The sequence below is a fragment of the Streptomyces sp. NPDC040432 genome (assembly GCF_055595445.1).
The window spans coordinates 1-13503 of sequence record NZ_JBVIVP010000036.1; the positions used below are offsets into that span (position 1 = coordinate 1).

A 13503-nucleotide genomic window follows, 5' to 3' on the forward strand; every position below is an offset into this window, starting at 1 on the left:
TCTCCAGCCGGTCCGCGAACAGCGATGCGTACAGCTCGACGACTTCGTCGTAGGCCACCCTGGTTTCGTCCTGATGATTTGTCACAGGCGGGACTCTACGGCCGGTGTGATCATTGATCTTGTGGCAGGTCGAGGTGAGCTGACGGATGCGGCGTGGGAGCGAGTAGAGCCCCTGTTGCCGCGGGCGGATGGGCGGGGTCGCCCGTGGCGTGATCACCGGCAGGTGGTCAATGGGGTGCTGTGGCGGCTGCGGACCGGGGCTCCTTGGCGCGACCTGCCCGAACGGTACGGACCTTGGCAGACCGTCCACGAGCGGTTCGCCCGCTGGGAAGCGGACGGGACCTGGGCGAAGTTGTTGGAACACGTGCAGGTCCGCGACGACGCGGTGGGCCGGGTGGAGTGGATCGTCTCTCTCGACGCCACGATCAACCGAGCCCACCAGCACGCGGCCGGTGCCCGCAAAAGGGGGCTGCGGGCGGGGACGAACTGGAAGATCCGGGCCGTTCGCGGGCGCGTCAGGCCCTCGGCCGGTCTCGGGGCGGGCTGACCGCCAAAGTCCACCTCGCCGTCGACGGCCGTGGCCTCCCGCTGTCCATCGTGCTCACACTCGGCAACGTGAACGACGGCACCGCCTTCGGCCAGGTCCTCGACAGCATCCGCATCCCGCGCGCCGTTACGGGCCGACCTCGCACGACACCGGCGCGGGTGCTGGGCGACAAAGCGTATTCCAGCCGGGCGATACGCCACCTGCTGCAGCGTCGGGGCATCGTTGCCACGATCCCCGAGCGCCGCGATCAGATAGCCAACCGACGACGACGCGGAACCCACGGCGGTCGCTCACCCGCCTTCGACAAGGACATCTACCGCAACCGCAACGTGGTCGAACGATGCTTCGCCGCTCGTCTCAAGCAGTTCCGTGCGATCGCGACGAGGTTCGACAAGCTTGCCGATCGCTATCGGGCTGGAATCGTCGTGGCAGCTCTGATCCTGTGGCTCCGCGAGCCCGTCGGTGATCATTTGTCAGACAGGTCCTCAGCTACTGGCCGATCAATCGAGTACCGAGCCGGGTCTGGGTGCTAACGGCGTTAGCACCCAGACCCGTGGGGGAGAGGGCCCCATGCCCAGCAAGTCGATTGGCGCCGGGGACGGAACCCGCTCTGCTTTCAGGCCTGGGCAGTAGGAGTGGGTGATTTCATCAGGCTTCTTCCTCAACAGCTTTACGAGGTCGACCGTCAGCGTCTGGGAGATCAGCAGGCTCGGCCCTTCCCGGGCCGGACACCCCCTCAAATCCAGGTCTCCTGGCTGCCCAGAAGAAACCCTCGTGGAGTCGCCCTCGGTCCGACCCTTGGTGCCGCGGGGGAGGGCAGCCGCCCGAGCTCCCTCCGCATGACGAACCGGCATTGGACGATCCGATGGAGCGGGCCGGTCGGAGGGTCTCCGTCCTCAGGGCGGCACCGCCCGAAGGAATCTTCATCCTCACCAGACGTGCCCGCTGAGTTGTACGGCGGGGGACAGGCGTCGGAGTCCAGCCCCTGGTGGCCCGCTGCCGGCGGGAGTATGGCAACCCGCTGATGGACGTACCGATGTAGCTTCCGCCCCGTTGTCGGTCTTGGTTCCGGAGCATCTGCTCTCTGACGCAGCAGACAGCAATGAGGGGATCTTGGAGGAGACCGAAGCCAGACGATGTGCGCGGGAGTTGGATCGAACCCTGACGGACCGTAGGGACGCGTGGCCTTCAGGCTTGACCTGGTGGCGACCCCGGCCAACACGGGTGCCCACGGCTCCACCCGGTATCCCACGGCGAGAAGCGACGGGGCGTCAGATCAAGTCAGCGGAACTGGCCCATCACGGTCACAACGAAAACCAGGGGCATGTCAACTTGTGCATGCCATGCCATGGCGGAGATGCCCCCACTCACAGGGCGGATCAGGAACTGGACTGGTGCGCTTTGACGACGCCAGCCCTCGGCGGCGCCGCCACTACGGCCGCCATGGGTTGTCCCGCCGCACTTCAGTCGCCAGAGAAATCGCCCAAGGACGTGATGCTCATCGCGGATCGAGATGCTGCGTCGTCAGGCTGGTGCACGAGTAGGGCCGCCCAAGACCAATTGCGGCGGCTGCTGATGCCGACCGACCCTTTACCCATTCGACGATCCGGGGGAGAACGACATGGGGCTGACGCTGTTTCCAGGAGATGGAGAGACCAGTGGTCCCGCTGTCGGCTGGTCCTACAGCGGCTTCGCCGCGTTTCGGCGGCAGCTGGCGCGAACCGAGGGGTTCGAGCTCGACGGGGGATGCAGGGCTTTGGCGGCGAACGCCCCTGGAGCGACGTCTCTTCTCCGCTCGAACCATTCCTGGATCGCCCCGACGACGCTGGAGGCGAGCTCTCACCCATCGAATGCGATGCGCTCCAGCCCCGACTCGCTGCGATCGTCGATCAGCGGCGCAATGAGGTTGACGTCCCCCGGACGCACATCGAGGCGGCTCAACAGCTGACGGAGGTTCTGCGGATCTGAGTCGCGAAGGACGTCGAGCTTCTCTTCCTCTGAGGGACCGGCCGGGAGGACTCTGCGGTGCTCGGGCTGCATCGTGTCGCGAATGCGGGTGGAGACCAGCTTGCTCCAGGTGACTTCTTCGCGCTCGCCTTGATGCGGATGTGCAGTCGGCAGAAGACTTCGCCGGGGCCGTCGGGACTGATGGCGTGCAACAGTTCAGGAGCCTCAAGGACCTGACTTCGATCAGTTGGCGGGTCGCGAACGCGCGGTCCGGTGCCGGGTAAGGATCCGCGTCGAGGGGGGCCAGGCAGTTCTCGCAGACTGGGGGAGGGGACGCTGAGCTACCGCATGGGGCAGTTGCAGGATCCAGCGCCGGGCGACATGGCCGTGGATTGCACGAAGATCGTCTACTTCGTCGCCGGCTCGGCCCGCATGCACGAGAACTGATACTGCTGCTGCGGACTCGGAGCCAGGAGAGAGCAGCGGGGTCCCGGGCTTCTGGCTACATGCGCATGGGCCGAGGAGCGAGCCGTATTGGGCTGTTGAGGTGATTTGGGCATGCCTTCATAGCGCAGTTGCGTCGACTGAAGGGCACAGGAACCCCCCTGGCGGCCTTTCAGGCCCGAGGTAAGGCAATCACTCCAGGGCCGTTGAGAACGAGCCTCCTGGGTACCATTCTGGAGGTCGTTTATTTCCCGTTTTGACCTGTTTGCGAGTTTGGCGTGCAACGTTGTCTCGCTTCGCCCGAGCTCGGATTCTGACCGGAGGTGGGCCGGCGGCCCCTCGCCGCGCAGCGCCGCTGTCTTGCCTTGAGGTCAACGTTGAGACCGTTTCCTCCCTTCCCGGGGTCAAGGGCCTTGACGTGGCGATCCCGGCCGACCCCTGTTGAATGGGCGGGTCGGGGGCACGGCTGGAGCAGTTCAGTTGAGAGGACTCAGGGAACGTGTTCCGCTTCGGTTGGCGAGGGCCGCAAGCAACACCGTTGGCACACTTCGGCCTTGATCGCGGGGTGGACCGTTTGCCCTGCGGCTCGTGCAACTCGTGGCGTTGTGCTTGGTGGTCTGGTGGCGGCCTGATGTTCCCGGACGGACGGGCGGATGCACGCACGGACGGCTTCAGGCGTTCGACGGCCTTGTCGTCGGATACGAGGGCCAACGGCTGTCCACTTCTGTGATTCGGAGCCGGCGCGCAGTCGCAAATGGCTGGCAGTCGGCGGAGATTGCCTGCTGTGTCGTCTCGTGGCCCCATAGAAGGAAGCCCTGCCCCGGCGCCGGACGAGACCTTGCCGAATCCACGGTTGGCGAGGGTCGGTAGCTCCTCAGCCCTGGCGGGCTTGCGGTGCCCCGCCGGGGCGGCTGGTCGTCGTGGGCGACTGCTGGTGGAGGTCGGTTTGGAAGGCGGCAGCGTGGCTGAGGTCCGTTGTGGTGCGGATGGCCACCGGCCGTGCTCGTTCGACGAGCCGAGCGTAGGGGCTGGCCTTCGATGGTGCAGGTTCGAGCAGGACTTCAAGCGACAGCGTCGAGCTCCTCGCCCCCAGATCCCTGGCCAAACCCTTGGGTGCCGGTGCTGGGTATGAGTGAGCCTGCACAAGGTCGTTGGGCCGAGTCGTGGTTGTGTGGCGGAAGTGACCGATCACAAGAAGTACAGCGCTCGTTGAGTTTCGTGGTGCGGCGGTGGCTTCCTGGGTAAGTGCTGGGACTTCGCCAACTGCCAGGTGACACACCACGACCTGCGGATGGAGCCATGAACGATCCATCGGACAAGGTCATTAGGGCGCGGAGGCCGTCGGGGACAGTTGCTCTTTAATAAGAGGGCGCCGCGATTTTAAGCCTCTGACCTGCGGTTATGTCCGACCCTATGTGTCCCCCAGAACACATTTCGGGTCCTGAAATGTGTACCTGGAGAGCACATTTCGCGAAAAAATCAAGCAGGGCTTTAGTTTCTGAAGGGCCCAACAGGCCGAGAAGCGTCGCAGGTCAGAGCGTTGTGGCGTGAGTCGCCGTGGGTCGGAATTCATGTGTGCGCGTTACAAATGTGTGCTCCTATCGCGACAATCAAAATCAAGCAGCGGTGTACTTTCGGGGCTTTGGTGCGGAGGAACTTCACGTGGTGTGTACTTTTGGCGCGGTGTTCGAACGGGGTCGTCGCGGGAGCCCTCGCTCGGCGAGTCGGAGCGTCAAAAAACAAGCACACGTTGATTTTTTGGATAGTCTCGGACCGCCTGAGTAACAAGGAGGTCCTGTGACATCTGATCCGCCCGCCCGTCGTCGGCGCGGGCCCCGGCCGCTACCCGCTCCCACCGCCGCGGGCAACGAAGCCGAGTACGGAGACATCCTGGCGGTCCTCGGCCGGCAGCTCGGCGAGAAGGTGGCCGAGGCCACCGACCCCGGAGGGCGCCGTCGGCTCAAGGGAGTTCACTTCGAGTACGCCGCCGACCCGCGTGCCGTGCACGACATGGCCGGGGGCTCCGGGTACAGCCTGGCCAGCAACTGGTTCACGCAGCTGCTGGCGCAGTTGGCCGTCGCGAACAGCATCACCAAGTCGCAGTTGTGCGTCTTCCTCTTCGTCGCGGGTGGGCAGGTGCCGGGAACGGGCATCACCCAGTACACGCAGCAGGAGATCACGGACGGACTGAACAAGATCGCCGCCCAGAAGGGCGGCAAGATGATCACGCGTTCCACCGTCAACCGCGCCGTCCAAGGGCTGTGCGGCTACAACTGGGTGGAGAAGGCCGGCAACGGCCGCATTCAGATCAACGTACGGCTGTGGTTCAACGGCAACAGCACGGCACAGCACGACGTGCTCGCCGAGATTTCCGACCGGCACGAACACGACGTCGAGGCGTTCCCCTACGCGGTGGGTCCCCAAGGTGCCCACCAGGAGGAGCTCGACCTCGACTTCGGACGTGAGGACGAAGACCGGTTTGAGGGTAGGAGGCGTACCGGATGATACTTCTGCCACGCCCCTGCGCGGGCGCCCGCTCACGAGGAAGGCTCTCCCATGGCTAACGTCATGTCTCCGATCATCGCGGAGCGCATCTGGGCCCTGCCGCTGTCCGGGTCCGCCGTCAAGTTCCTCCAGTACCTGGTCTCCCGCAGCGACTTCGGCGGGACTCTCCCGGTCAGGCAGAAGGACATGGCCGCCGAGTACGGGGTCACGCCCCAGGCCGTGAGCGGGCTCATGGCGCCGCTGTGCGACCTGAACATCGTCCTCAGACCGCGCAGCGAGGAGCGCAACGGCAACTCGTACCGACTCCACCCGCTCGCGGCGAAGTACGAGAGCCCCGAGGACATGGAAGCGGCGTTCCGCTCGACGCTGGTCCGCATCCAGAACGGCGACCTGCCGAACCTGAAGCTCCCGACGTACCAGCAGACGCCGCCCAGCCCGACCGGCCGGCCGAAGTTGCAGGTCGCGTAGGGCACCGGCGCACCAAAGACGGAAGGCCCCCCACCGAAGTGGGGGGCCTTCCGCGCCTGAGTAACAGAATGGTTCCTCAAGTATATCCACCGGGCCGGGGGAGCGGGCGGCTGTGCGGCATTGCCCGATTTGACCGTGTCTCCGGTGGGGGATGCGCCCCGGCCCTAAGCGGCGGGTACGACCCAGTCGATCGGTTCGTCGAGCCCTTGGGGCGCGTAGACGACGCGCACCGGCCGCTTGTCGCCCGGCACGGGATAGGGAATCTTGCCCCGGACGCAGTCCCCCTGGGTGACCACCTCATCGCCGGTCGGGAACTCCGGCTTCGGCAGGTCGCCGCCGTTGAGCCCGGTGACCTTGATGCGCGTACCGTCCTCGTAGGCCAGTGACCAGGGGAACTGGCTGACGCTGAAGGATGCTCCGCCCGTGTTGCAGACCTTGACCTCCGCGGTGGCCCATACGTCACCGCCCTGCGTGACAGGGTCGGGCGGCTGGGGCCCCGCGACGGGCTGGGCGTAGGCGAGGACGACAACGCTGAACTTGCTGGTGCCGTCGGCGAACTCGGCGACCTCACCCACGGCGAACCGCTTCTTGGCCTGCGTCGGCGCAGCCGATGCCACGGCTGCGGACGAGGCGACCGGACTCCTGGACCCGGCGGCACCGGGCGACGCCTGACCCTTGCCCGACTCCGAGACAGGACCACCGCACGCGGTGAGCGCGGCGAGGACGAATGCCGTACCGACCATACCGATGGGAGCCGTGATGGCTCTGGCACTGCTGTGGCGCATGAATCCCCCGGGGAGTGTGTGCTGTGGAGTCAGGATGACGGATCCTCAGCAACACCTGTCAACCGCGCTCGGGTGGGGAGGCGACGGCTGGGCGAGCGGGGGAGAGGCGGGGCCAGCCGCGCCCCCGACCGGGCGGAGCAGGGCGCCGACATGCGGCGGCCTCGGACCGCTTGGGGGAGGCGATGACTGCTCTGTGCGTGCCCCGCTTCAAGAGGCGTCCGTTTGTCGCATTTGCCGGAGTCGCTGAAAGTGCAGAAAATGAGCCCACCGCGCCCATAGACTCCCAGCTCAGAAAGCCTGCTCCCCGCACCCGCGGGGATGGACCCGCGCTGACCTGCGAAAACGGCAAGTTCTCCCCCTGCTCCCCGCACCCGCGGGGATGGACCCGCGGCCCCGCCGACGCCGAGCACCAGGAGCACCTGCTCCCCGCACCCGCGGGGATGGACCCTGCGCCCACGGCTACGTGATGCCGGGCGGCGGCTGCTCCCCGCACCCGCGGGGATGGACCCAAAGGTGGCAACCCTTACGTATGTTGTGTTCACTGCTCCCCGCACCCGCGGGGATGGACCCTCGGCCCCGGGCATGGGTGCGGGTGCCGGCAGTCTGCTCCCCGCACCCGCGGGGATGGACCCAGCTCCAGCGTGGCCCGTGCCTCCGCGCGGGCCTGCTCCCCGCACCCGCGGGGATGGACCCGTGCGACGCGTCGGCACGCTCGCCGGGTACACCTGCTCCCCGCACCCGCGGGGATGGACCCGACTGGGACATCGTCCTGACCTGCTCGCCCGCCTGCTCCCCGCACCCGCGGGGATGTTCACCCAGCCCCGGAACCTGAGCCCGGACACCGTCGGCGCCTTGCCGGAGCCCGCTGACGTCGAAGGCCCGCGCGGGCAGCTGACGTAGGCTCAGGAGTCGTCGACCAGGGCGCCGGCGCAGCCCCATCTGCCAGGAGACAGAAGCCCTGCGGCCCTTAGCCGCGTTCCAGGATCCACGCCCGACCGGTATCCGCAACGCGGAGCTCCCGCACCCAGCGGCGGTGCCCCAGCCGCGTTCAGGAGACGAGCGCGAGTTCGGTGCGGGCGCGGTGGAGGAACTCGGCGACGGGGCGTTCTCGGTGCCAGGGGGCGATGGTGGTGGTGATGTCGGCGACGTAGTCGCGGGAGCGGGCGGAGGCGACACCGCCGAGGATGTCGATGGCCCGGTGTCCGACGGCGAGGCCCTGGTCGAGGTCGTGCTGCTGGAGGTGGGTGGTGGCCAGGACCGTCAGGCGCAGGCCGACCGAGCGGGCGAAGCTGTCCGGGTTCATTGCCTCGGCCTGTGCGTTCCATCGCCGGGCCGCGGAGGGGTTGCGCAGGTCGCGATGGATCTCGACGGCGTCCGAGGCCAGTCGGGCGTGGGTGAAGTACCGGATCCAGCAGGGCTCGTCGGTGTCCTGCTCCGCTGCTTCGAGGCAGCGCTCGGAGGCGGCGAGCGCTGCGGAGGCGGACCGTGCGTCGTTCGCCTTGGCGTGGGCGCGGGCCTCGATCAGCTTGGCGAAGCCCAGGACCCGCCGGCATGCCCGGCCGTGGGCGCGGTCGTAGGCGCCCTGGACCATGTCGATGGCCTCCTGGTGGTAGCCGCGCAGCAGCGCCTGGAGCGCCATGTTCGCCATGATGTGGCAGCCGATGTCCACCGCACCGCCGGCCCTGGCCATCCGCAGCGCTTGGATGAAGTGCCGCTGTGCGACGTCGTGGTGTCCGGTGTCGACCGCGCTCCACCCGGCGACCCGGCCGAGCTCGGCGGTGACCGAGAACAGGCCGCGGCCGACCTCGTCGGTGTAGGAGCCGTGCAGGAGCGGGACGGCCCGCCGGGTGAGGCAGTGGATGACCGAGGAGGCCCGCCAGGTCCCGCCCCCGTACTTCGAATCCCACCGCTGGGCTTCGTCGGCGGCCTGCCACAGCTCCGCCAGATCCTCCCGACCGACCCGCCCGCTTCCGATGCGTTCGGCTCCGGGATCGGCCGGAACGCCGAGCCAGCGGGTGACGGGAGTGGCGTACGCGCCGACGGCGAAGGGCTTGTTCAGGAAGGCGCGGCGGTCCAGGTGTTCCACGGTGCTCCAGAAATTCACGGCGTGACGGACTGCCTCGGCGGTGTCCCGCGCGAAATCCAACCCGAGTTCCGCCGTGCTCTCGCGCACCGCGCGCATACCGATCTCCGCGACATCGACAGGCCGGCCGAGTCGTTCGCCCAGCGCACGGGCGATCAGGGAGGGCACCGATGCCTTGGGGGCCATGCCGCGGCGGGTCCAGTTCACGACACTCGTATGGGTGTAGGCCACGTGCAGCCCGGCCTGCCCGGCGAGGTCGTTGACGCGGCGAGCCAGCGCGTGGTGGCTCATGCCGCTGGACGTCAGTAAGCGTTCCAGGGCGAGATTGGGCGACTTGGCCCGGCGAGGGGTCGGAGCCATCACGGGCACCTCCTTCACGAAGACCCGGCCGCGGCGGAGCGTCCCGTGGCCGGAGCAGCAGGGTAGGCCCGCCTGGCACGGGCCGCTGCCGGTTTGTGAGTTGTGAGCCCCCCTTGTGAGCCTTCCCAGTCCTGGGACAGCGGCGGTTTCCTGGAGCGGTCCCACCGGCCTATCGCCACAGGAGCCGCCATGAGTCCCACCCTGCTCACTCCTGCCCACGAGTCCGAGATCGTCGTCGACGAGCTCACCCCCGCCTACTACCTCCGCCACGACCCGCTCGGCGTGTACGTCGCCGGCCTGCTCGACCGTTGCGCCAGCGTGTTCGACATCAAGCCCACGCTGACCGCCGACCTCACCCGCCCGGACCGGTACGGCCTGATGGGGGGCGGCGTGATCGAGGACGGCGCGCACGTCACCGGCACGGTCATCGTCCAGCCGGGCGCGCGCATCGAGGCCGGAGCCCGGGTCGTGGGCCCGGTGCTGGTCTGTGAGGGCGCGGTCATCGCCGCCGGGGCGTACGTACGCGACCACGTCGTCGTCGGCCCGCGCACACAGGTCGGCTTCGGCGCCGAGATCACCCGCAGCCTTCTCGGCGCGGCCGTTTTCGCCAAGCACGCCTGCTTCATCGGCGACTCCGTCGTCGGCTCCGGGGTGAACTTCGGCGCCTTCTCCTCGACCACCGGCCTGATCGCCGGCGACGGCCCGGTGGTCGAACCGGCGGTCAAGGAGATCACCATTAGCCTCGGTGGCCGCAAGTACGGCACCGGGCAGACGAAGTTCGGCGCGGTGATCGGCGACGGAGTCACCCTCTCCGCGGGCACCATCCTGTGCCCCGGCACGCTGATCGGCCCCGGCACCGTCATATACCCCCGCACCCAGCTCGGCGGGTTCATGCCCACCGGCTCCCGGGTCCGGTGACCGCGATGACCACCACCCTCGCCACCCGGGGAGCCGGCCGGCGGCTCGTCCGGATCATCGGCGGACCTCGACTGGCCGGTCGGATCCGGGTGCAGGGAAGCAAGAACGTGGCCCTGCACCTGTACGCGGCCGCCCTTCTGGCCGACACCGAACTCGTGTTGCACCAGGCGCCCGCGATCCTCGACACCGGCGTCTGCGCGCAGATCCTCACCCACACCGGCACCCGCACCCACGCGCCGAACGGTACCTTCCACGTCGTCCCCGCCCCGCGCCTGCGGCCGATCATCCACCACGACCTCGGTACGAAGGTCCGCACGACCGCGGTACTGGCCGCCGCCGTCCTCGCCCGCGCCGGGCAGGTGGACTTCCCCGTTCCGGGCGGGGACGCCTTCTGCCCGCGCCTGATCGACCGTCACCTCGCCGCCATGGAGGCCGCCGGCGCCGAGGTCACCGTCGACGAGCACGGTCGCAGCATCCACGCCGCCTTACCCGCGGGCCGCGCGCTGCGCCCGTTCCGCGTGGACGTCTCCACCCCCTACGGGCCGTCCCTCGGAGCCACGGTCGGCGCGCTGCTGCTGGCCGCCCGGATCCCGGGGGAGTCCCTGATCACGAGCCCGAGCATCGAACCGGAGGTCACCGAAACCCTCCGCTTCCTCACCGAACGCGGCGTACGGGCGGCCTGGGGCGACGAAGGCCTCCACGTCCACGGCGTCGACCGGATCGAGGGCGGCCGGTTCACGGTCGCCGGGGACCGGATCGAGGCCGCGACCATGATCATGGCGGCGGCGGTGACCGGCGGCGCCATCGAACTCGACGGCATCGCCCTGCCCGAACTCCCCGAGGCCCAACGTCACGTCCTCTCAGAAGCGGGCCTGATCCTCACCTCCCACGACGGCGGCATCCGGGCCTCCGTCGGACCGGACGGCCTGCGCGCGGTGCGGGCCCGTACCGGCCCGCACCCCGGTCTGCCCACCGACACCGCCCCGCAACTCGCCGCCCTGCTCACCCGAGCGGCCGGCACCAGCCACGTCTTCGAAGCCGTCTACCCCCGCCGCGACACCCACGTCGCACCCCTGCGCGCCTTCGGCGCCGACATCACCGCCGACGGCCAGGACATCCGCATCCACGGGCCGGCCCGGCTACGGGCGGCCCACGTGCGGGCGGCGGACATCCGCGCGGTGACGGCCCTGCTGATTGCCGCCCTCGCGGCCGACGGCACCTCTACGATCGGCGGCATGTACCACCTGGCCCGAGGCTACGGCCGCCTGCTGCCCAACCTGGCTGCGCTGGGTGCCGACATCACCACCACCGCCGCGGAGGCATGAAGCCGATGACGCTCGTCCCGTTCACGTCCACCGACACCGCCCGCCTCGCCGAAGCCCTCGACCAGGCCATCACCGACGGCGCCACCCCCGGCGGCGTCCTCGCGCTCGGCACCCTCGGCGAACCCCCGCGCTACCTCACGGCCGGCCACGTCGCCGACGAACTCGGCGACACCGCCCCCGGTCCGGACACCGTCTACGACATCGCGTCCCTGACGAAGGTGGCCGCCACCTGGCCGCTGGTCTGCCAGGCCCTCGACGCAGGCACCCTCTCCCGGACCGCACCGGTGCGTGACTTCCTGCCTCCGATCGACGGACCGGCGCCCAGCGGCGAGGCCACGATCGAGCAGCTCCTCACCCACACCGCCGGGCTGAAGGCCTCGACCCGCCTGGACCACTACCGCGGCGCCGACCAGCCCCTCCACGAACTCCTGTGCCGCGAAGACCTCGAAGGCGAGCCCGGGGTCCACCGGTACATCAACCGCGGCTACATCCTCCTCGGCCTGGCCCTCACGCACGTGGGCGGCCGTCCCCTGGACGAACTCGGCCGCGCCCTGTGGGACGACCTCGGCATGACCGGCACCACCTACGGCCCCGTCGCCCGCGACCCTCACGTCGCTCCCACCGAACGCCGCATTCCCGGCGCCCCCCGGATCTGGGGGCAGGCCCACGACGACAACGCCGCCCTGCTCGGCGGCGTCGCCGGCCACGCGGGCGTCTTCTCCACCGCCCGCGACCTCGCCCGCTACGCCGACCACCTCATCGACCCCGCCGGCCGACTCCACGGCTGGCTCCGCGCCTCCATGCTCCCGTTCGCGCCGATCGAGACCGGCCTCGACCGCGGCCTGTCCTGGATCAGCGCCCCCGGCAACGTGGCCTACCACCACGGCTTCACCGGCACCAGCCTCTACCTCAACCCGGGCGCGGGCCGCTACCTGGCCGTCCTGACGAACGCCGTCTACCACGGCGAAGCCCGCCGCCGGATCGCACCACTGCGCGCCCTCGCCCTCAAGACCATCACCGCCACCTGACGCCAGGGAGGCCGCCATGGGACAGCACCGGCTGTCCGACCACACCACGCTGCGCCTGGGCGGCCCCGCGCCGCTCTGGCTCAGCCACACCCACGACGCCGACTGGCCCGACCTCGCCCGCACCGCCGCAGCCCACGCCGAGCGGCCGTTCACGCTCGGCGGAGGCAGTAACACCCTCGCCCCCGACCAGGGCACCACCCGGCCCGTCATCCACATGGCCACCCGCGGCATCCGCACCCGGCACCTCGGCGACGGGCAGGTCGAGGTCACCGTCGCCGCCGGACACCCGCTCGCCGAACTCGTCGCCCACACCGTGACCGAGGAACTCTCCGGCATCGAATACCTCGGCGGCATCCCCGGCACCGCGGGCGCCGCCCCGGTGCAGAACGCCGGAGCGTACGGGCAGGAGATCGCCGACCGGCTCGCGACCGTCACCGCACACGACTGGACCACCGGCCGTACCGCCCGGATCCCCGCCGCCGAGTGCGGGTTCGGCTACCGCACCAGCCGGTTCAAACGGCAGCCCGGCCGGTGGACGATCCTGTCCCTCACCCTCCACCTCACCCGCTCCACCACGGCGGCTCCCGTCACCTACCAACACCTCGCCACGACACTCCGGTGCCCGCTCGCGAGCAGACCCCCGCTCGCAGCAGCCGCAGCAGCCGTCGTCCACGACCGAGCCGAACGGGGGCTGCTCCTGCCCGAGAGCGGCCACGATCACCGCCAAGTGGGCTCCTGCTTCCTCAACCCCACCGTCACCGACGACCAAGCCCGCGCCCTGCGCGCCCAAGGCGCCCCCGTTCACCGCGGCCCGTCGCAAGCCTGGCGGGCCGGCGCGGGATGGCTGCTGGAGGCCTGCGGCTACGGACCCGGCGTCGAAATCACCTGCGGCGTCCGCTGCTCCACCCACCGCACCCTGACCCTCACCGCACAACCCGGCGCCACCGCGCACAGCTTCCGCCACGCCCTGGAGAGCATGGCGGGCCACGTACGCACAGCCACAGGGATACGCCTGCAGGCCGAGCCCGTCACCGTGTGAGGCCGCCGCTCACCCGACCGTGAAAGCGAGGCACTTCGCGGGGTGGAGTTCGTT

At 69.4% G+C, this 13503-nt stretch carries 9 protein-coding genes, 1 pseudogene and 1 CRISPR repeat array; of the genes and pseudogenes, 7 read left to right on the plus strand and 3 right to left on the minus strand.

Annotation, left to right across the window (positions count from 1 at the left end; translation table 11 throughout):
* Positions 1 to 217: pseudogene (locus tag ACZ58N_RS37010) on the minus strand (hypothetical protein); the annotation flags it as partial.
* Between ACZ58N_RS37010 and ACZ58N_RS37015 the strand changes: the two are divergent.
* The 3 genes from ACZ58N_RS37015 to ACZ58N_RS37025 all read left to right on the plus strand — a co-directional run bounded on the left by ACZ58N_RS37015 (position 122) and on the right by ACZ58N_RS37025 (position 5911).
* A protein-coding gene (locus ACZ58N_RS37015; protein ID WP_471169435.1) for an IS5 family transposase occupies positions 122 to 1080 on the plus strand; the annotation gives its coding sequence in 2 pieces (ribosomal slippage) (positions 122 to 461 and positions 461 to 1080; 960 coding nt in all). The pseudogene ACZ58N_RS37010 and the gene ACZ58N_RS37015 overlap by 96 nt on opposite strands.
* Positions 1081 to 4735: 3655 nt before the next feature.
* Positions 4736 to 5443, plus strand: coding sequence for a hypothetical protein (locus tag ACZ58N_RS37020; protein WP_471169438.1), 708 nt, complete (start codon positions 4736 to 4738; stop codon positions 5441 to 5443).
* 51 nt (positions 5444 to 5494) lie between these two features.
* Complete coding sequence (locus ACZ58N_RS37025) at positions 5495 to 5911, plus strand: hypothetical protein (RefSeq protein WP_471169441.1); 417 nt, start codon at positions 5495 to 5497, stop codon at positions 5909 to 5911.
* A 164-nt stretch (positions 5912 to 6075) separates the two neighbouring features.
* Here ACZ58N_RS37025 and ACZ58N_RS37030 read toward each other — a convergent pair whose 3' ends face one another.
* Both ACZ58N_RS37030 and ACZ58N_RS37035 read right to left on the minus strand, forming a co-directional pair.
* Positions 6076 to 6696: a DUF4352 domain-containing protein gene (locus tag ACZ58N_RS37030; RefSeq protein WP_471169443.1), complete on the minus strand. Its 621-nt coding sequence runs from the start codon at positions 6694 to 6696 to the stop codon at positions 6076 to 6078.
* Positions 6697 to 6993: 297 nt separating this feature from the next.
* Positions 6994 to 7511: direct repeats of the CRISPR family, unit length 29 nt; unit sequence CTGCTCCCCGCACCCGCGGGGATGGACCC.
* 233 nt (positions 7512 to 7744) lie between these two features.
* Entirely contained in the window at positions 7745 to 9139 is a 1395-nt protein-coding gene (locus ACZ58N_RS37035) for a sporulation protein (protein ID WP_471169446.1), read from the minus strand.
* Positions 9140 to 9328: 189 nt separating this feature from the next.
* Here ACZ58N_RS37035 and ACZ58N_RS37040 point away from each other — a divergent pair, with 189 nt between their 5' ends.
* The 4 genes from ACZ58N_RS37040 to ACZ58N_RS37055 are packed head-to-tail and all read left to right on the plus strand — an operon-like array spanning position 9329 to position 13449.
* Positions 9329 to 10057: a hypothetical protein gene (locus ACZ58N_RS37040; RefSeq protein ID WP_471169449.1), complete on the plus strand. Its 729-nt coding sequence runs from the start codon at positions 9329 to 9331 to the stop codon at positions 10055 to 10057.
* A gap of 5 nt (positions 10058 to 10062) precedes the next feature.
* Positions 10063 to 11382 (plus strand): UDP-N-acetylglucosamine 1-carboxyvinyltransferase, encoded by a 1320-nt coding sequence (locus ACZ58N_RS37045; protein WP_471169452.1) that lies wholly within the window; start codon positions 10063 to 10065, stop codon positions 11380 to 11382.
* Positions 11379 to 12410 (plus strand): serine hydrolase domain-containing protein, encoded by a 1032-nt coding sequence (locus ACZ58N_RS37050; RefSeq protein ID WP_471169455.1) that lies wholly within the window; start codon positions 11379 to 11381, stop codon positions 12408 to 12410. Before ACZ58N_RS37045 ends, ACZ58N_RS37050 begins: the two co-directional genes overlap by 4 nt.
* Before the next feature lie 16 nt (positions 12411 to 12426).
* Complete coding sequence (locus ACZ58N_RS37055; protein WP_471169458.1) at positions 12427 to 13449, plus strand: UDP-N-acetylmuramate dehydrogenase; 1023 nt, start codon at positions 12427 to 12429, stop codon at positions 13447 to 13449.
* Positions 13450 to 13503 lie beyond the last annotated feature (54 nt).